The sequence below is a fragment of the Streptomyces sp. NPDC002851 genome (genome assembly GCF_053591935.1).
Genome location: NZ_JBSFUT010000041.1, coordinates 22,817 through 40,808 on the forward strand (window position 1 = coordinate 22,817; position 17,992 = coordinate 40,808).

Annotated in this window: 22 protein-coding genes and 2 pseudogenes; 12 read left to right on the forward strand and 12 right to left on the reverse strand. The window is 69.4% G+C overall.

All coding sequences use genetic code 11. The features are described 5' to 3' along the window. Nucleotides 1-41 precede the first annotated feature (41 nt). On the reverse strand, nt 42-233 hold the full coding sequence (locus ACWD10_RS32030) for a hypothetical protein (RefSeq protein ID WP_451097165.1): 192 nt from the start codon (nt 231-233) through the stop codon (nt 42-44). 426 nt (nt 234-659) lie between these two features. Continuing rightward, nucleotides 660-1,169, reverse strand: a complete 510-nt coding sequence (locus tag ACWD10_RS32035) for a hypothetical protein (protein WP_451097166.1) — start codon at nt 1,167-1,169, stop codon at nt 660-662. Between the two features lie 491 nt (nt 1,170-1,660). Between ACWD10_RS32035 and ACWD10_RS32040 the strand changes: the two genes are divergently transcribed. The 3 genes and pseudogenes from ACWD10_RS32040 (at nt 1,661) to ACWD10_RS32050 (ending at nt 3,355) form a co-directional block, all read left to right on the forward strand. Then, nucleotides 1,661-1,855 carry a hypothetical protein gene (locus tag ACWD10_RS32040; protein ID WP_451097167.1) on the forward strand — a complete coding sequence of 65 codons (195 nt, stop codon included), beginning with the start codon at nt 1,661-1,663 and terminating at the stop codon, nt 1,853-1,855. Between the two features lie 184 nt (nt 1,856-2,039). Next, nucleotides 2,040-2,147: pseudogene (locus ACWD10_RS32045) on the forward strand (tetratricopeptide repeat protein); the annotation flags it as partial. 896 nt (nt 2,148-3,043) lie between these two features. Beyond that, nucleotides 3,044-3,355 carry a hypothetical protein gene (locus ACWD10_RS32050; RefSeq protein WP_451097168.1) on the forward strand — a complete coding sequence of 104 codons (312 nt, stop codon included), beginning with the start codon at nt 3,044-3,046 and terminating at the stop codon, nt 3,353-3,355. Here the strand turns inward: ACWD10_RS32050 and ACWD10_RS32055 are convergent, their stop codons facing one another. From ACWD10_RS32055 to ACWD10_RS32085, 7 genes are all read right to left on the reverse strand, one after another. After that, nucleotides 3,356-4,612, reverse strand: coding sequence for a cytochrome P450 (locus ACWD10_RS32055; RefSeq protein ID WP_451097169.1), 1,257 nt, complete (start codon nt 4,610-4,612; stop codon nt 3,356-3,358). Then, nucleotides 4,609-5,217: a GTP-binding protein gene (locus ACWD10_RS32060; protein ID WP_451097170.1), complete on the reverse strand. Its 609-nt coding sequence runs from the start codon at nt 5,215-5,217 to the stop codon at nt 4,609-4,611. Before ACWD10_RS32060 ends, ACWD10_RS32055 begins: the two co-directional genes overlap by 4 nt. After that, nucleotides 5,195-5,557: a DUF742 domain-containing protein gene (locus ACWD10_RS32065; RefSeq protein WP_451097171.1), complete on the reverse strand. Its 363-nt coding sequence runs from the start codon at nt 5,555-5,557 to the stop codon at nt 5,195-5,197. The genes ACWD10_RS32060 and ACWD10_RS32065 overlap by 23 nt, the downstream gene beginning before the upstream one ends. Further along, nucleotides 5,554-5,988, reverse strand: a complete 435-nt coding sequence (locus tag ACWD10_RS32070; RefSeq protein WP_451097172.1) for a roadblock/LC7 domain-containing protein — start codon at nt 5,986-5,988, stop codon at nt 5,554-5,556. The genes ACWD10_RS32065 and ACWD10_RS32070 overlap by 4 nt, the downstream gene beginning before the upstream one ends. Beyond that, nucleotides 5,985-7,280: an ATP-binding protein gene (locus tag ACWD10_RS32075; RefSeq protein WP_451097173.1), complete on the reverse strand. Its 1,296-nt coding sequence runs from the start codon at nt 7,278-7,280 to the stop codon at nt 5,985-5,987. Before ACWD10_RS32075 ends, ACWD10_RS32070 begins: the two co-directional genes overlap by 4 nt. Nucleotides 7,281-7,561: 281 nt before the next feature. Beyond that, the gene (locus tag ACWD10_RS32080) at nt 7,562-7,891 is read right to left on the reverse strand and encodes a hypothetical protein (protein ID WP_451097174.1); all 330 of its coding nucleotides are present in this window, start codon (nt 7,889-7,891) and stop codon (nt 7,562-7,564) included. Beyond that, nucleotides 7,866-8,189, reverse strand: a complete 324-nt coding sequence (locus ACWD10_RS32085) for a hypothetical protein (RefSeq protein ID WP_451097175.1) — start codon at nt 8,187-8,189, stop codon at nt 7,866-7,868. The genes ACWD10_RS32080 and ACWD10_RS32085 overlap by 26 nt, the downstream gene beginning before the upstream one ends. A 260-nt stretch (nt 8,190-8,449) precedes the next feature. Here ACWD10_RS32085 and ACWD10_RS32090 point away from each other — a divergent pair, with 260 nt between their 5' ends. The 6 genes from ACWD10_RS32090 to ACWD10_RS32115 all read left to right on the forward strand — a co-directional run bounded on the left by ACWD10_RS32090 (nt 8,450) and on the right by ACWD10_RS32115 (nt 11,223). Beyond that, nucleotides 8,450-8,656 carry a hypothetical protein gene (locus tag ACWD10_RS32090; protein WP_451097176.1) on the forward strand — a complete coding sequence of 69 codons (207 nt, stop codon included), beginning with the start codon at nt 8,450-8,452 and terminating at the stop codon, nt 8,654-8,656. Nucleotides 8,657-8,746: 90 nt separating this feature from the next. Continuing rightward, a complete protein-coding gene (locus tag ACWD10_RS32095; protein WP_451097177.1) occupies nt 8,747-8,899 on the forward strand; it encodes a hypothetical protein in 153 nt (50 codons plus the stop codon). 50 nt (nt 8,900-8,949) lie between these two features. Then, nucleotides 8,950-9,633: a PASTA domain-containing protein gene (locus tag ACWD10_RS32100; protein ID WP_451097178.1), complete on the forward strand. Its 684-nt coding sequence runs from the start codon at nt 8,950-8,952 to the stop codon at nt 9,631-9,633. Nucleotides 9,634-9,765: 132 nt separating this feature from the next. Continuing rightward, complete coding sequence (locus ACWD10_RS32105; protein ID WP_451097179.1) at nt 9,766-10,344, forward strand: hypothetical protein; 579 nt, start codon at nt 9,766-9,768, stop codon at nt 10,342-10,344. Between the two features lie 11 nt (nt 10,345-10,355). Then, a complete protein-coding gene (locus ACWD10_RS32110) occupies nt 10,356-10,769 on the forward strand; it encodes a hypothetical protein (RefSeq protein WP_451097180.1) in 414 nt (137 codons plus the stop codon). A 109-nt stretch (nt 10,770-10,878) separates the two neighbouring features. Continuing rightward, on the forward strand, nt 10,879-11,223 hold the full coding sequence (locus tag ACWD10_RS32115) for a hypothetical protein (protein ID WP_451097181.1): 345 nt from the start codon (nt 10,879-10,881) through the stop codon (nt 11,221-11,223). Between the two features lie 584 nt (nt 11,224-11,807). Here ACWD10_RS32115 and ACWD10_RS32120 read toward each other — a convergent pair. Next, the gene (locus ACWD10_RS32120) at nt 11,808-13,331 is read right to left on the reverse strand and encodes an MFS transporter (RefSeq protein ID WP_451097182.1); all 1,524 of its coding nucleotides are present in this window, start codon (nt 13,329-13,331) and stop codon (nt 11,808-11,810) included. Between the two features lie 103 nt (nt 13,332-13,434). Here ACWD10_RS32120 and ACWD10_RS32125 point away from each other — a divergent pair, with 103 nt between their 5' ends. The 3 genes from ACWD10_RS32125 to ACWD10_RS32135 all read left to right on the forward strand — a co-directional run bounded on the left by ACWD10_RS32125 (nt 13,435) and on the right by ACWD10_RS32135 (nt 16,112). Beyond that, the gene (locus ACWD10_RS32125) at nt 13,435-14,307 is read left to right on the forward strand and encodes a helix-turn-helix transcriptional regulator (RefSeq protein WP_451097183.1); all 873 of its coding nucleotides are present in this window, start codon (nt 13,435-13,437) and stop codon (nt 14,305-14,307) included. A gap of 326 nt (nt 14,308-14,633) precedes the next feature. After that, nucleotides 14,634-15,515, forward strand: coding sequence for a hypothetical protein (locus ACWD10_RS32130; RefSeq protein WP_451097184.1), 882 nt, complete (start codon nt 14,634-14,636; stop codon nt 15,513-15,515). A 378-nt stretch (nt 15,516-15,893) separates the two neighbouring features. Then, entirely contained in the window at nt 15,894-16,112 is a 219-nt protein-coding gene (locus ACWD10_RS32135; RefSeq protein WP_451097185.1) for a hypothetical protein, read from the forward strand. Nucleotides 16,113-16,701: 589 nt separating this feature from the next. Here ACWD10_RS32135 and ACWD10_RS32140 read toward each other — a convergent pair. Continuing rightward, nucleotides 16,702-16,998: a hypothetical protein gene (locus ACWD10_RS32140; RefSeq protein ID WP_451097186.1), complete on the reverse strand. Its 297-nt coding sequence runs from the start codon at nt 16,996-16,998 to the stop codon at nt 16,702-16,704. A gap of 132 nt (nt 16,999-17,130) precedes the next feature. After that, nucleotides 17,131-17,979 (reverse strand): annotated as a pseudogene (locus tag ACWD10_RS32145) (IS5 family transposase). Nucleotides 17,980-17,992: the final 13 nt, after the last annotated feature.

The window sequence follows — 17,992 nt, forward strand, 5'->3', positions numbered from 1 at the left end:
GTGGGCTGGCTCCGGCGCGCTTGCGTCGCCACCCTGGCTGTCTACTTGTAGGCCTGGCTCAGTTCCCAGATCGCCCACATGGCCACGGCCAGCGGCACCACGACGGCCACCGTGCCGAGCGCGACGCACGCCCGCGCCCGGAAGCGATCGACTCCCTCCCGGCCCCGAATCCTGCGCAGAGCGACGACGCCTGAGACGACCGCGCAGATCCCCACAAGCATGATGAAGTACACGGGAAGAAAGCGGATCCACGTCGAGACCGAGGTTGGGCAGTAAGGGGCAACCCATCATGGCGACGGCGACAGTAGCCAGTACCAGCGACGTCGTACCCCGTGACGGCTGCCGTGCCGTCACCTGTTCACGCGAACCGGCCTTTTGCTCAACGGAACTCATGCTCCGGATGTTAGGCGGCAGACCCCGCGCTCCGGTTGGGCGCGCGTACCTAGATCGCCCTAAGTAGCCCGCAGCCGACCGGGACCTCGGCGTCGTCCAACAGATGCCAGCATTCTTGCCGATCCGGCCCGCACCGAGTTCCTCAGCAGCTCCGACGCGCAACGGGGCGGGAAGCGTGTGGTCGAGTGCGTGATCGCGCGGGAAGAACATGCCTCACTTATCTGAACGCCCTTTGCCACAGCTACCAGCAGAACTACTTGACAGCCCTAGACAACCGAGGCAACGGTGGGGAATCCTGTGCGCGGGAGCCGTCGGAGGATGGACTGCCACAGGTCCGGCTGGATGAAGGACATGGGCCGCTCCACCGTGGCGCGGAGGTCGAGTACGGCGGTTTTCCCGGGATCTTTGAGGACGAATTGCTGGTCCTGGGCGACGTCAGCGTCGGTGTCGCCGCGGAACCGCGTGAGCTTCAGAGGCAGGCCGCACACCGGGTCCGCTAGTGCTTGGACGATGTGGTGTGGCCCGGGTCCGTGACTCCGTACATGCGAGGTGCGCAGGACCAGCCGCACCGCGTTGCCGACACTCCGATAGCCGTCGGCGAATAAGGTGTTGGCGACGGTGTGCAGCAGAGCCGCTCGGCGCAGCATCCCGCTGCTCAACCATGCACCTTGTTGCTGCACGCGGACGTAGTCGCTGGTGTCGTCGTCCCACTGGGCGGCGTGGTCGCGTTCCGCGGCCGTCCAGCCGCGCGGTGACGTGCGCCAGCACAGCTGCATGGAGTGCGGGTCGATCCAGTTGGCGAGCGTGCCTTCCTCGGCCCCGCGCCAGACCTTCGAGGGCAGCCCCGTCTAGGCGCACCCGGATCTCGCACGCACGGGCGTCGATCTCCACGTGGAGCCTGATGCTGTCGGGCTCGGGGCATACGCGCGCAGTCCCAGAGGCATGAGGGCCGCCACGTTCCGAAACTCCAGCAGGTCCAGGAGAATGCGAGCCTCCGGGCAGACCTGCGCGGTACTCGTAGCGGCGGGGATCGGGGCCTGCCCTGAGGGAAGCAACTGGAGGGCTCGGCCGGCCTGTTGGACGCTGTCGCCGGTGCAGAGGCGGCGGCGCAGGGTCAGATCAGGGGGTAGGGCGAGAGGAGGCACCCCGCGGCGGGCGCCTCCCCCGTGCGGCGGATAGGTTCGCGACCTTCGGACGATGCCCGGACACCGGGTAGGTGGCGATGATCAAGGCGTATGCCATCACACGCCAAGATCGGAGCCTCACCGTGCTGAAGTGGACCCTGCGCGCCACCGCCGTCCTCGCCATCGCCGCCGCAATCACCACCCCCTTCGCCGTGCCCGCACCCGAAGCAGTGGTCGCCACACCCGCTGTCGCCGTCGCCGCGCCCGCATCCGCCCCCGACACCCCGGGGACTGAGCTCACCTCCGCTATGAAGGGGAAGGCGCCCGTCGCCTTCTAGACACTCCGGGGAGACCCGGGCCACGCCCCGGAGCAACAGCCTGGTTGGCGAGGAAGGTCTGTCGCGGTCGCTGAAGTCGGCGACGACGTGCGGCTGATGCGCCCGGGCGTCGGCGCCGAGCCGGTCGTGCAGGGCATCGAGGTCGCCGTGGACGGTGGTGCTCGTGTAGGTGACCGTGGGGACGGTGGCGCCGGACATCCACGGCCTCGACCGCAAACGCACCCGCGCGATCGTCCTCGCCGACCTCGGCCACGTCCAGCTCAAACGCGGCAACACCGGCCAGGCCCTCGCCCGGGCGTCGCCCGGCAGGCGGGAGTTTGACGACAGGCTCTAGGGGCCGCCAGACTCCCGCGGGTCGGGAGGCCGATAGCCGGCAGTCGTAGCGGGGCGGACTTGAACCGGCCACCTCTTCGTCCCGAAGCAATCCGGGCAGCTTCGCGACCTGTGGCTGCACCGTGGCTGAGCTGCGCGAACAGTTCGTCAGCGTCAGTGGGTGTCCGCCGAGGTACGGGCCGTTGTAGCGCAGTTGGACACTCAGCTCGTGCGGGTGTGCACTTGATCCCCTGGGCCGTGGTGCATTTCATGAAGTGCGGCACGGTCCAGCGAGGCCACGGCTCCGGAGGCTGTTGACTCTGAGCCAGACCTCCCAGGTCCAGATGTCAGGATGGGTCCGTCTGCCTCCTTCTGGCCGCTGATAGGCCGCAAGGTGACTGAGCCGGGGGCCGGTTGGAAGGCCGCTCAACTAACCTTCCTGTGCCTGTCACCGTTGATGTCGATCAATCATTGGCGTGGCGCATAGCCCACTGCCCCAGGAACCAACCCCTGTTTTTCCAGCACCAGCCGATGATCCCCGCAGTTAGCGCGAGAACCGTGATCTTCTGTGCCCGCGACATGGCCGCCCTCCATTTTCACACCAGGCTACTGGGCAGGGCTGCGGGTCGGGCACAGGTCGTCGCGCCCTACGATGCGAACCACCGGCGGGGCGGTTGCGAGCTCCCTCGACTGGTTCTCTGGCCGAGTCGATGAACCGGTAGGGCTCCCACGGATCGTCCATGGCCACCAGTTCCCCGACCAGAGGGGCGGACAGGGCCGCCAGGTCTCGAGATGCCTCCATGGCCGACTCGACGACGCCTCCGCCACAAGGTCACTGACCTGCGGAAACTCTGCCAGCAGTTCAGTCAACAGGTCATGAACCAGGCGCTGTTCTATCTGTCCTGGCTGCTCGACCACCGAGGCGACTTCCGCTTCCTGGCCAACGAGGTTCTGGGAGCGGCCGTCGCGGCGTCGATCGACTGGAGCTCCTCCGCCCGGATCTGCGTGGAACACGCCAACGCCGAGCACCGGCACTGGCGTCCGCGCCAGCGGTTTACCGCACGCCGCGAAACCTACGCGGATATCCACCGAGCCGTCGCCGGTCTGGTCTCCGACCGCGCCGCCCGCAGGGCCACTGTCCGCAAGCCGAGCACCGAACTGGTACTCGCCCACCGGACTTCCCGCTGATCACCCGCCCAGGCTGATCGGCGGGAAGCGGACGGGCAGGCCGGCCAGAGCCCGGTGGAAGGGGCCCTGCCGCCATGCCAACTTCTCGACCGGGATATCCAGTTCGATGTTGGGTAGCCGGTCGAGGAGCTTCTCCAGGGCGACCGCGGCGATCACCCGGGCGGGGCCCTTCGCCGGACAGGCGTGCGGGCCCGCGCTCCACGCGAGGTGCGCGCGGTTGCCGGTCCGGCGTTCGCCGCCGAGGCCCGAGTCGGTGTTCGAGGCGGCCAGGCTGATGAGGATGGGCTCACCCTCGCACACGAGGGTTCCGTCGAGCTCCTGGTCGTGGATCGGATAGTGGACGGCGTAGTTCGCCATCGGCGGGTCGGTCCACAGCACCTCGTCGATGGCGTCCTCGACGGGCATGGTGCCGCGTGCGAGATCACCGGCGAACCGGTCGTCGGACAGCAGCAGCCGCAAGCCGTTGCAGATCAGGTTCAGCTGGGGCTCGGTGCCCACGCCCATGAGCACCACCAGCTGGTGCGTCATCTCCTCGTCGGTCAGCCCGGCGGGATGGGCCATCAGCCAGGACGTCACGTCCGGCCCCGGCTCCGCCCGCTTGAGTGCCACCAGCTCGGCGACGCCTTCGGCCAGCACCGCGTTCGCCTTCTCGGAGCCGGCGTCGGAGTCGAAGATCCCGGACATGCCCTCGACCAGCTTGTCCCCGGTGGCGGGCGGGCAGCCGAAGAGCTGGTTGAAGACCAGCAGGGGCAGCACGGCACCGTACTCGTGGAGGAGATCCGCCCGCCCCTTGGGGCCGATCCGGTCGATGAGGGTGTCGGCGCTGTGCTCCACGTGGCGCCTGAGCGCGTCGGGGTCCACGCGGCCCAGGCTGTCGGCGATGGCGCCGCGCAGTCGGCTGTGCTCGTCGCCGTCGGTCCACAGGGCGTTCGGCCGGTACGTCATCATCGGCACGACCGGGCTGTCCGCCGACACCGTCCCGTCGGCGAGAGCCCGCCATCGGCGTGGGTCCTTGGAGAAGCGCTCCGGACTGCGCAGTACCTCCAGAGCGGTGTCGTAGCCGATGACCAGAGAAGCGCGCACGCCGGGCGCTATCTCCACGGGCGCGACGGAGCCGTGGGCGCGCAGTCGGGTGTACGACGCCATGGGGTCGGCGGCGAACTCCGGGCCGTACAGCCGCTCCACCGTACGTGCGCCGGCGTGTGCCGGGCAGCCGAGAGGAGGCGCCGCGTCGTGTGCGGGCCGGGGTGTCGTCATCCTTGCTCCTGAGGGGTGCGGGTCTGGAGGTACTCGATGAGGGAGATCAGCGCTCCGGCACCGGATGTGGCTTCCCGCGCGTCGCAGGTGACCAGGGGGGTTTCCGGGAGCAGGTCGAGAGCCTCGCGGATCTCCGCCTCGGCGAACACCGGCGCGCCCTCGAACTGGTTGACGGCGACCGCGTACGGCATGCCGTGCTCTTCCAGCAGGCCCATGATGTCGAAGGACTGGTCGAGCCTTCGGGGGTCCGTCAGCACCAGTGCGCCGAGAGCTCCGTTCAGCATGTCCTCCCACAGCTGGGTGAAGCGCTTCTGACCGGGGGCTCCGAAGAGATACAGCACCAGGGACTCGTTGAGCGTGAGGCGGCCGAAGTCCATGGCCACGGTCGTCGTGGTCTTGTCGGGGATGCCCGTGAGGTCGTCGACGAGCTCGCCGGCCTGCGTCATGGTCTCTTCGGTGCGCAGCGGCCGGATCTCGGAGAGGGTGCCGACGAACGTGGTCTTGCCGACGGCGAAGTGGCCGACGACAAGGATCTTGATCGCGGTCGTGACCGTGTCCGAAACGTAGACCGGGCCGACCGGGTCAGAAACGGGAGCGGAGCCCATCCAGCACCTCCTGCAGGAGTCGGGCGTCGGGTAGTTGTGCCTTGGGGACGGGAGGCCGGACGTGGACATGGCCGCTGTCGACGAGGTCGCTGAGCAGGACCTTGGTGACGCTCATCGGCAGAGCGAGATGTCCGGCCACTTCGGCGACCGACAGCGCCCCGGGTCGGCACAGTTCGATCACACGCCGCTTCTCCGGGCTCAGCCCGTTCAGGGGACGGTCGTGCACGGCCGTCACCAGCGCCACGAGGTCCAGTGTGTTGCGCGTCGGATGGGCGCGGCCCTCCGTGACGACGTACAGCCGTACGAGTCCTCTGTCATGCCGGGGGCGCGGCGGGATCATGTCGTACCGGAGTCGTCCGGCCTGCCGGGTACGGAATGCTGCCGCGGCGGACTGGTCAGCCCCTTGCCGAGCCGGTCGACCAACTTGTGCATGCTGTAGGTGACGGCTTCCATGTCGACGTCCTGGCCGGCCGAGACCGCCAGATACGCGCCCGCGCCGGCGGCCACCAGGAAGACGTACCCGTCGACGAACTCGACCAGCGTCTGCTGCCACGGCGAGGTCTCCCGCCCGCAGAACTCGGCGGTACTGCGACTGATGGACTGCAGTCCGGACAACGCCGCGGCCTGCCGCTCGGCATCGTCGCGCTTGATGCCCTGGGAGTGGGCGCGGAGCATGCCGTCCGCGGAGAGCAGGATCGCGTGGCGGGCTTCCGGGACCTTCAGGACCTCGTCGAGCATCCATCCGAGTTCGTTGGTCATCTGGCCGGTCATTCCTGGGGGGTTCCTTCGGCGTCGGGGGAGGAGTCGCGGCCGGAGCGGGTGCCGCGGGCGAACGCGCCCATACGGGAGGCGGTCTCGGCGGCGGGGCGGACCAGCGCGGGATCGGAGGCCGGGGCCTCGGGGCCGCCGTCGGCTGCCTGGTGCTGCTGCGTGCATCGGCGGCGCTTGGGCAGGCCACCCGCGGTGGACGACGGCGCTGCCTCCGCTTCGGACACGCCTGGGGAGGCCGGCTCCGGGGCGGGCGGCGTCTCGGCTCCCAGCGCGGGGATGGGCGGGCCCATGAAACGCACCCGGTTGAGGAGCGCGTTAGGGAGAAAGAGCACGGCCCGCACACCGCCGTACGGGGACTGCGTGTTGACCGAGACGCTGAATCCGTACCGGGCGACGAGTGCGCCGATGACGGCGAAGCCGAACTGCGGCGGGTTGCCGAGCTTGTTGATGTCGATGTCCACCAGGCCGGACAGTCGCCGACCGGCTTCCTCGGTTTCGCGCGCGTCCATGCCGATGCCGGCGTCGTCGACGACGATGCTGACACCGTTGTGGGCGGGCTGGATGCCGACTTCGACAGTGGTGTTGGGCCGGGAGTGCCGCGCCGCGTTGTCCAGCAGCTCGGCGACCGCGAGGACGACCGGCTCGACGGCTCGGCTCACGACGTCCATGTCGACGCGCGAGTGCACCTTGACGCGTCGGTAGTCCCGAATCCTCGATGTCGCACCGCGTACGACGTCGAGCAGCGGTGAGGCGGCCCGCTGCCGTCCGGGCCACGAGCCGCAGAGCATGGCGATGGCCTGCGCCCTCCGGCCGAACTGCGCATTGGCGTGGTCGACCTCCAGGAGGTCCCGGAGCACATCGGGGTCGTCGTGCCGGTCCTGCATGTCGGAGATCGACACCTGCTGCTCGTTCGCCAATGCCTGCAGGGCGCGCATCGCCGACTTCAGTGTCGCCTTCGCCGACCTGTCCGCCCGGGATCGCGTGGCCTCGGCGGCCCCGGTGAACTGCTCGACGATCTGCTGCAGGTTCTTTCCGTACGTCGTTCCGGCGAGATCCGCATCGAGAGGCCCGGGCACGGGTGCGCTGCCGTGGGCCGCCTCGACCAGTGCGGGAAGCCGAACCTCGGAGAGGTGCCGGACCTCCTCCTCCCGGGCGAGCAGGCCGGCTTCATGGATCGTCAGTCGGCGGCGCAGGGCGGCGGTGATCCGGTACTGGCGTACCAGCAGCGACACTCCGGCGAGCGTGACCACGGCGAGGCACCAGAACACCGCCTCCGGTATGTGTTGTGTCATCAGGTCCTCATGAAGGGGGGAGTACGACAGGCGCGGAGGCAGCGGGACATGCGGGAACCGGCTCTGAGGACCCATCGGATTTCGATCGGCCGGGCCGGACGCGGCACTGTGGCGGTGGGTGATGCCAGGGAACACCCGGGTCCTCTCCGGGGGGCCGCGCCCTCAGGTGAGGGTGTTGCCGTTGCCGGCTCTTGGCATTGCCACGCTCGATCGCGTATTGCCGGTAGGTGTTCGGCAATGCCGACCGATGAACGGAAGTTTTGCCCCGGATCAGCGCGACGTCAAGGGTTGTGTCGCTGAAAACCGTACGCAGGCACGACGGCGGCCATCGCCGACGGGCCGGCGGCCAGGCCCCTCTGCTCCTCGGTGAACACCGGAGGCGGGAAGCCCTGTTGCTCGGCGTACCGGTGCAGCAGCGTCGCCGCCGTCGGCGCCATCAACGCGACGCGCTCCAGCGCCAGCAGCCGAACCTTCTCCCACCCTGTGCCGCAGGCCTCGAAGAGAAGACGGTGAAGATCCCGGTGCCGCAGCCGGCCCACGGCCGCCCTGCGCGAAATCTCCGCCTCAAACGTGCCGTCCGGCCCGTCAGACCCGTCGGCGGACCGGGCCACCAGGTGGGGCCTCGAACACCTCGGTGCTCATGCCCGGCAGCGTGACCCTTGTCCAGTCTGACAGTCCGCCAGCGGCCTCGTCTGTGACACCGGCCAGGTGCTCCAGCAGCGCGACCGACGCGACTTTCCGTGCTTCCTTCAGCGTCGGCGCGCGACGGGCCGGGCCCGTCACCTGGCTCCCCGACGGCCCGACCCGCGCCGCCGCCTCGTGCACCACCCTGCCCGATGCGAGGCGTACCACCGACCCCTCGAACCCAAGCGCCGGCCACACCTCGACCTGGCAGTGCATCATCAGCACCTGCCGCGCCCTCTCAGGCTGCGACTTGAGGTCCTCCCGGCTGCCCGGCGGGCCGGCTGCCACCCAGGGTGATCACTGGTCATCAGCAGCAGCGCTCGCAGATCACGCAGCCCCAAAGCGTCCGATGCGGCAAGAGACTCCGCTTCCGCCGCGAGATCCGCCGCGAACCCACCAGCGACAACGACGGGCAAGACCTTCTCGTGCCATTCCCGGACTGCCGTCCCGCCCTCCCCGCCCGTGGTCCGCGGGCCGTCGAGTACGTGATCGCAGCAGGCTTCGAAGAGGACGTGTTCAGCCTGCCCAAGCCCGGCACCTACCGGCTGCGGGTGGCCTTCTGCGTCTCGCCGGAGACTGACCCCATTCCCCTGCGCGAGGGACAGGCCGACATCGAACGGGCCCACCAGGGGCGCGAGGAGGACCTGTGCGATGTGGATGAGTACTTCCGCGTGCAGTACTGGTCGGTCTGACCGGCAGGAGAGGTGACCGGGGCCGCACCCCGGTCACCTCTTTGCTCACAACCAGTGAAGGACGGCTTCGGCCTGGCAGTCCAGGAGAAGATGATCCGCACCTGGTGTCGGCAGCAAGGCCACACCCTCGGGGACGCGGTCTTCCGGGACGAGGGGTACTCAGGGACGCTTCCCGCTCCCGAGCGCCCCGCGCTGGCTGACGCGCTCAGCGAAGTCATCAAGGACGCGACGAAGCCGACGTGACCTTGTGGGGCGTCCCGAAAAGCGAGCGGTGCCCAGCCAAGGTTGGTGAGGTGGCCACGGTCACGATGCCCGACGTGATCGGCATGAGCTACGCCAAGGCCGTCGATGAGCTAGGCAAGCTGAGCATCAGCGAGGACGACATCTCCGAGTACGCCATGGACGCCCTGTCGGTCCTCGACCTCCCCGACTCGCGCAAGATCGTGTGCGAAAGCGACCCCGACGAGGACGACACGATCGAGCTGGACGGCTACGTCAGCATCTTCCTTGGCGTAAAGGCGAGTTCCTGCACCAGCTCCGATGAACCCGACGAGGAGGACGACGACAGGCACCACACCGGCGGCGGCTCTTCCAGCGGCGGTCGCTCCTCCTCGTCCGGGGGCGGGGCGGGGGCGTGGCCGGTGTCGGGTTCGGCCAGTACTGCGCCCCGGTCGGCGCGCTGGCCACCACGGCCGACGGTCGGCCGGCCAAGTGCTTCATGGGCAAGGACGGGCGCGCACGGTGGGGTTACGACTCCGCGCGGGGCTGACGACGCTTCTCCCCTGGACCAACCCCACCGCGGTGCGGCACCTCGCGGACATCACGTGAGCTGCGGTGTGAATCTCAGCCGCAATTCACTCCATGGCCTCTCCACGTGCTCAGCCTCAACCGGCAGCCACATGGTGCAGGCGGTGAGCCCCGCCTCGGCGAGCCGTCCGAGCCCCCGTGCCGCGCACGCCTCGCCGGGCTCGGGGTGAGAAGCCCTTTCGGGTCGGGGCGGGCCGTCCCCCGATGTCTCAAGATCACCCCCGCCGGACCGAGTCGGCAGTCCGGCATTTATGATCATGCACTGACCATGATCACTAATAGGGGGAACTAGGGGATTCTGTATGAACCTGCGATCGACCATACGTATTGCCGGAGTTGGGGGCGCGCTCGCCCTGGTCATCACCGCAGGAGCGACCACCGCGTACGCGAGTGACAGCGGCCCGGAGCGTGGCGCTGACAGGCCGTCCGCGGTCACGGCCACGCAGTCCTCGCAGCAGGGGGACGTAACGACCAGGGCCGCGGTCGGCCGCTACAGCAAGGTCATCAAGAAGACGGCGACCAAGAACTACACGAACACGAAGAACGAAATCGCCCGCTGCACGGCACAGTCGGCGGGCATGACCTGCACGATCAACAAGACGGCGTCGGCGACGCGCACGATCGACGCAGGGTTCGGCATGAGCCGTGGGGCTGTCGCGGGCAGCTTGAACATCAGCTCGGCCAAGACGCAGTCGGTGTCCGTGACCTGCAGCGCGCCGGTGAAGAAGGGGAAGTCGCTCGTCGCGTACCCGATCGGTACCCGGTACAAGTACAAGATCGAGAAGCACATCACCACGCCCCTCGACTACGTTGCCGGGACGAGCGGGTGGAAGTACGCCTTCAACCCCTCTGCCGCCAAGGTGAGTTGCAAGGTCAAGTGAGAGGGCGCTCCGTGAACTACCGGATCGGTGCGCGGACCGGCGGCGCGACGGCCGCGCTGCTGCTCGCGGGAGTAATGGCACTGTCGGGCTGCGGCTCGGCTGACGAACCGCCCGCGCCCGTGCCGCTGGACGCGTTCGTCGGCCAGTCCGTCGCCCAGACGCAGGCCCGCCTCGCGGGGCCGGCGACGATGGTGTCGTACGACCTGTCAAAACCGGTGACCGGGGCGAAGGCCCGATACGGCACCGGGAAGGGCGCGGGGACCGACGAGGACTGGATCGTCGTGGCGGCGTGCGGGAACACGAAGAACCTGGAGGACGACACCCGGCTCGCGGTCGGTGTCCTGCACCAGGACGCGTACTCCAAGGACATCGAGCACAAGGCGAAGAAGCACGCCTTCAACCGCTACCTCAAGGAGTGCGGGTAGAACCGGACTTCGCGCAGTAGCAAGGCTTCGCCCCACTCGTCGGAGCACAGTGCAGGGCCCGCATCCCCGCAAGGGGGCGCGGGCCCTGCCGGCAGCGCCCGGCCCTCCCGTGCAGCAGCACGGCCGCGACGCCATCGTCGTCGTCTTCCGCACCAAGACCTGCAGCCAGCGCCCTCAACGCGCTCATCTTCTGGTCGCGGTAGGCGAGTTGATCCTGAGGGCCGACGATGCCGCGCGCGGGCCCGACCCCGACCGCCGGGGCACCGCGGCCACGCACGCGCTGATGCGCAGCCAGCACGACTGGGCACAGAGCGACGAGAACGCCGCCGAAGGCATCGCCCGCACCCTGGGCACGTACCTGATCGCGGCACGCCCTGAACACGACGGCGACCTACCCGCCTCCCTCCACGAATTCCGCACGGCGCCCGCCGTCGACCACAACGGCGGCACCTAGGTGCTTGGGCCTTGTGTGTTCACGCGCAGGTCGATGAATGAGTGCCAGGTGAGCTGTCCGTTGTCCCATGCCACCTGATAGAGCGGCTGTCCACCGCGAGGCTGAGGCTCGCCCTGGGCAACGATCCGCCCACGCACGTTGGCTCGTACAGCGCGCACAACCGACACGTCCTCGGCGAGCTCTTGGGGCTCACTGGGGCCGCACAAGCAGCAGTGGTACACGGGCCAGTGGCACGGCTTCGGGTGCGGAGCGAGTTGATCGCCGGACTCGGACACGATCAGGTTTCCTCGGCCACGATCTGGGCGACGGTGTTCTGCGAGACCTGCCAGCTCGTACGACCGTCGCTTCCCACCCATGACCCTCAACTTCCCCTTCAGTCACGCCTCCACGCTACGAGGGGAAGGCCACCTTCCCCGTGCCCCAAGTTCGGCCACTACCGCCCCTACAGCCAGAGCCGCTGCCTGGCAAGGCCGCTGTAACCCGTGCCGCCGCGCCCGCCGGGCACCCCGTATCAGGCCGCCCGCGCCGCCCGCCTCCCGGACGGGGCGAGACGGGCGGCGCGGGGCAGGGCGGCACCGGCCCGGTCAGGCCTTGCCCACCAGGTGCTCCCGCGCGGGCTCGTCGGTGCTGCTCCAGCCGGGTTCGCCAACCGCCGGCTTGGAGAGCCAGCGCAGGGCGACAGCCCCGAGCGCGGCATGCAGCAGGCTGGCCACCACAACGGCGGCGTGCAAGCCGGTGACGAAGGCACCCTTCGCGTCCTGGAGCGCCGCGGGTACGAGGTCCGGCAGCTGGAGCGTCTCGTCCAGGGTGGGGGCGAGGTCCGGCCCCTGGAGGCGGAAGATCAGTGCGGCGAGCGACCCGAGGATCGCGATGCCGAGGGCGTTGCCGATCTCGTTGCTGGTCTCCGCGATCGCGCCGGCCGACCCCGCACGCTCCGCGGGAACCGCGCCGACCGCGGTGTCGGCGACGACGCTGAAGGAGATGCCGTACCCGACTCCGGCGATCATGGTTGAGGCGACGTACCAGCCGATGCCGCCGGTGATGGTGGTGGGCAGGAGCAGAAGCAGGCCGCCCGCGATGGTGAAGTGGCAGATGATGAGCGCGGCCCTCTTGCCGATGCGGTCGATGAAGGCGGGCGTGACGATGCAGGTGATGGTGAGGACCGCCGCTCCGGGGAGCGCGAGCAGCGCCGCGTGCAAGACGCTCCCGTCCAGGACGGACTGAAGGTAGATGCCGGACAGGTACGCCGCCGCCGACCACGCCGCCAGCGGCAGCAGCCCGGTGATGATCGCGATCGTGAAGGTACGGTCGCGGAACAGGGAGAAGTCGATCAGCGGGTGCTCAAGGTGCCGCTGGCGGAGCGCGAAGAACGTCAGGATCGCGAGGCCGAGGAGCCCCGTCACGACCGGCAGGACCGAGAAGCCGTCCGCGGCCAGGTGCTTGATGCCGTAGATCGTGAGCAGCAGGCCCCCGGCGGAGGCCACGACGCTGACCAGGTCGACGCGGCCGGTCCGGGTCGCCCGTACCTCGCGCAGCAGGACCGGCGCGAACACCAGGAAGACGACGATGACGGGCAGGTTGACCAGGAACACCGAGCCCCACCAGAACTGCCCGAGCAGGGTGCCGCCGACGACCGGGCCGATGGCGAACCCGGCCGCGAACGCGGCGGCGAAGATCCCGATCGCCCGGGCGCGCTGCTTCGGGTCGGGGAACAGTTCGCTCAGCACCGCGAGCGCCGAGGGCAGCAGGGTCGCGCCGGCCACGCCCATGAGCGCCCGGCAGGCGATGACAAGCTCCGGGTTCGGCGCGAACGCCGCCCCGGCGGATCCGATGCCGAACACGGTCGCGCCGATCATCAGGAGCTTCAGGCGGCCGTGGCGGTCACCGATGCTGCCGAAGGCGACCAGCAGGGAACCCACGGCGAAGCCGTAGATGTCCAGGATCCACAATGCCTGGTCGGCGGTGGGCGAGATGGCCTCGGTGATGCTCGGCATCGCCAGGAACAGGATCGAGCCGTCCATCGAGACCAGGAGGACCGGGCCGAGGATCACCGTGAGGCCGAGCCAGGCCCTCAGGCCGGGTGAGGTGTGCGCACGCTGTTGAGTCATGCCCTCGACGGTCCGGCACCGCGAGTGCGACAACCATCCCCGTGCCATGGGTACACCCGACAGGTACACCCACGGGCTTGGCCCGCGTCTTAGGCTCGAACGCATGGAGAGCCTCGGAACGTTCCTGAAGAGCCGCCGTGATCGGGTCACTCCGGCCGAGATCGGCCTGCGCACCTACGGCACCTCCCGCCGAGTCCCCGGCCTCAGGCGTGAAGAGCTCGCTCAGCTCGCCGGAGTGAGTGCGGGGTACTACACGCGCCTGGAGCAGGGCCAGGCCGAGACGGCGTCCGAGCAGGTGCTCGACGCGCTGGCCCGGGTGCTCAGGCTCGACCAGGTGGAGACCGTCCACCTGCACAATCTCGCCCGGCAGTCCACGAAGCCCGGCCTGAGCGAACCACCCCCCGAGGAGCCGCACGCGCGCGTCCTCACGCTCCTGGAGTCGCTCGGCGAGGCCATCCCCGCGATCGTCCTCGGCAGGCGTGGGGACGTGCTCGCGTGGAACCGTACCGGGCACGCGCTCGTCGCCGAGCACATCTCCTCCGAGGCGCCGCGGGACCCGGAGCGGCGTCCGTCGATCCCCCGGATGTTCTTCCTCGACCCCCACACCCGCGACATGTACCGCAACTGGCACGAGCTGGCCCGCGTCCACGTCGCCTATCTGCGGCTCACCGCGGGCCGGTACCCGACTGACGCCCGGCTCGCGGGCCTGATCGGGGAACTCACCATGCGCAGCGACGACTTCGCGACGATGTGGGCCACCGGCGACGTCTCCGACTGCACCGTCGGGGCCATGCACCTGCAGCACCCCACCGTCGGTGCCGTGAACGTGGACTACCAGGTGTGGCTCCAGCCCGACAGTCCCGACCACCGGGTCGAGATCTACACCGCGAACGACTCGACCTCGTCCGACGCGGTGCGGGTCCTGACCCAGCAGAGCGGCCGGGCCGACGAGCCGGAGCCGCTCGGACAGCACTGACCGGACCGTACTGAGCGGAAGGCGCGCCGAACGGCCGCTCCCGTACGACGCCCGGAAGGGGTGGGCGTCGCACGGGAGGAGTGCGCCGGGTGTGCGCCGGTGCGCCAGGGCTCAGGACACAGCCTGTTCCTGCTGGCGCGGGACTCCTCAGCAGCCGCGTCCCGCTCCTCGCGCGGCAGCCAGCGCGAACTGCCCGCTGCGGAAACCAATCGCGCTGATGCCTGGCGCCACCTCATGACGCACCTGGATCCAGACCCGGACGCCTGGAGGGGTCCCTGGCGGCGGAGATTCCGCGAGTGCGCGAGCACAGCGGCACACTCGCCCACGTGGCCAAGAAATACGACCACGTCACCGAACTCATCGAGTACGGCGCCGCAGGCAACCTGGAGGAGACCGACGTGCTGGCAGCCCTGCTGCTGATCCGGGTGCTGCGCGACAAGCTGCTGCTGGACGAGGAGGCCCTGATAGCCGCCGCCCGGGCCAAGAACATCACATGGACGCGCCTGGCCACTGCTCTCGAACTCCGCAGCCGCCAGGCCGCCGAGCGCCGCTATCGGCAGCTGCGCCCGGACCTCGACACCGCCGTCGGCAGGGACCTGACCCAGAGCGAACGGGTCGAAGCCGCCCGCACCCAACGCGACCGCCGGGCTGAGCAGCAGTGGGCCGTCGCGAACCGAGAACGGATCGTCCCCCTCGCCCAGCAACTCGCGGCCATCCCGGACCTGCAGAACCGGGCCGACACCTGTCCGAAGGTCGAGCGCGCCAACCAGATCTCGATCATGCAGGCCCGCCGGAACGGAGAGCCCGACCCCCAGCCGATCCGTGCCGCCTGGCCCGACCAGCTCTCCGACGCCGTCGAGGCCCTCCAGGCCCTCCAAGCCCTCCAGGCCGCCAAGGACAAGGCTGCCCAGAGCTACCCGGACCTCGAGGAACTCAAGGCCGCTCTCACACGTGAACTCGCCCGGCAACGCGGCCAGGACGCCGCCGATCTGCCTGGCGGCACCACACGACTGCCCTCCCGCGCCCCGGTCCTGAAGAACGACGCCCGGTACGCCCGCCTCGTCCACCGCTGTATCGAGCTCGACCGCAAATCTAAGAACCGCGACGCGTACGTGTGGATCACCCTGACCAAGGGGCACTTCGCGACCGCCACCGACCAGGAACTCCACGGGTGTCGAGCAGGAGGTCGGCGGCGAACTTCCCGATGACGAACTGCCGCCCGACCCGCTCAACGTCGCCCCCGCCAACGCCCCGACCGAGGACGAGAAGCGCAAGGACGACGGCCTCTTGTCCGGGCTTAGTGGCCTTAGCGGCCTGAGCAGGGGGGGCGCAGTCACCTCTCGGCAACATGGGGGCGTCGCTTCTCGGCGACGGGGGACGGTCGCGGGCCCATGGTGCGTCGCGCCTCCCGCATCGGTTTCTTCAGGCGCAGGAGCTACACCTGAGCCGCGCATAGCCCAGGGCTGGGGTACCCGGTCAGGCGGCACTCTCAAGGCCGCGGGGCACCGGACGGACGTGGACGCACCGCCCACGTCCGTCCGGTCAGCGGCATCGACTACAGGGCGGAGGTCACGGCAGCACGTCGCATGACTGTCAGAAACGAACCGTTCCCGGAGCACGATCGGAGGGCAGCCCCGCCGCCCGGCGAGGGGGAATGGGACATCCGCTTCGCCAACGGCGAGGCCGCCAAGGGCTCGGAGCACCTCAGCAGCCAGGCGCCGGGCAACACCCTGACCGCCTGGCAGACCACGCACCACCCCACAACCGGCCGTGCCCACCGGGCGCCACCACCGCCTCAAGGGTGAGCTCGCCCGCGGCACCCACTCCTCGCCCTTCAGGGCGACGGAAGAGGTTAAGCACCACCGAACTACTCGACGCGAGACCCGACCCTCGGCACCTCACCTACTCTGGCTCGGTGGGGTTGAGCATGGATCTGCTGATCGTCGACTGCGCGCACCTCGAAGCGACAGAACCGGGGCGCCCGCCGAGCCCTGCTGGACGAGCCCGCCTACGCCACCGAGAACGACGACGATGACCCGGCGGGCTGGACTTGGCCCTCGCCACCCGAGCCGACCTGGTTCGGCGGATACAGCTTCCGCGACACACTGGGCTCCTACAAACCCCACTTCTGGGCCGGCGAACGGTGGGAAGCAGTCCGGGACTTCGCCGAGCCCGCGCTGCGCCGCACCCTTGACCACTTCGCGACACCGCTGTTCTGGCAAGGCCTGGAGTACACCGACGACAACGGCACCACGCCCGACGTACGAGGACGACGCCGGCCTCCTGATGCCCGGCAGCTACGCCTGCGCCAGCATCTACCCGCAACTGCCCTTCTGGGCAAATGGAAAGCGCCCCTCGCGATCCGTGATGGATGGGGAGGGGCGCTTTCCGCGTTCAGTCAAGCCCGAGCGACACACTGGCAAGGAGGTCGGACAGGACGTCCACACCTACGCTGGTGTCGCTGTCGATACTGGTCGAGACGCCAGCAGGGCCGTCGACCTTGACGTTGGAGTCGGCGGCCGTCCCATTGGCCTCACTTGATGCACCGACGTCGAGCAGACCGCCGACGCTGACTCCGGTGTTGACGTCGGACTTGACCAACGGGTCATCGTCGGCCATGGCGGCGGGTGCCCCGAACAGGACGAGCAGGGATGCGGCGGCTGCGGCACCGGCCGCGAATCGAAAGCGCACGGGATTCTCCTCGGGTGGCGGATGTCGCGCCGATCCTTGCCAGGTAACGGGACATCACTCTGATGCGCAGCCTGAATACCCCGAACGGGCTACGAGAGCCCGTGATGAAGCGACTAGGGCGCTTCTTTCGGATCATCGTGCGGCCCAGAGGAAGATGCCTGCGATGAGGAGTCCCGCCTGGTAGATGGTGGCGGTCTTGTCGAAGCGGGTAGCGATCCCGCGCCACTGCTTGAGCCGGTTGATGCACCGCTCGACCGTGTTGCGTTGCTTGTAGGCGTCGCGGTCGAACCCAGGTGGTCTGCCGTCCTGTTGGCCTCAGTGTTTGCGTTTGGCGATCTGGTCGATGGGCTGCGGGATCACCGCGCGGATGTGGCGGCGGCGAAGGTGCTGGCGGAGGGCGCGCGAGGAGTACGCCTTGTCCGCCAGCACCACCGCCGGGCGTACCCGTGGCCGGCCGAGTGGCCGCGGCACCCGTAGCGAGGCCATGACCTGCTCGAAGGCGGGTGCGTCGCCTGCCTGTCCGGGGGTGAGGACGAAGCGCATCGGGCGGCAGCGGCTGTCGGCCGCCAGGTGGATCTTCGTGCTCAGTCCGCCGCGGGATCGGCCAAGGGCATGGCCGTGGGGCTCGCCTGCCGTGGCCCCCCTTTTTTTGCGGGCCCCGGCGGCGTGCTGGTGGGCGCGGACGATGGTGGAGTCGACCGCGACGACCCAGTCCAGGTCCTCGTCCGCGTCGGCCTGGGCCAGCAGTGCGGTGAACACGCGCTGCCGGGTGCCGTCGATGGCCCGGTTCCGCAGCCGCGTATACGCGCCCTTCCAGGAGCCGAACTCCTCGGGAAGATCCGGCCAGGGCGAGCCCGTGCGGTACTTCCACGCGATCGCATCGATCACCTGCCGGTGGTCCCGCCACCGCCCACCCCGCCGCGGCGTGCGATCCGGCAACAGCGGCTCGATCCGCGCCCACTGCGCATCAGTCAACGACACACCGGACCAGCGA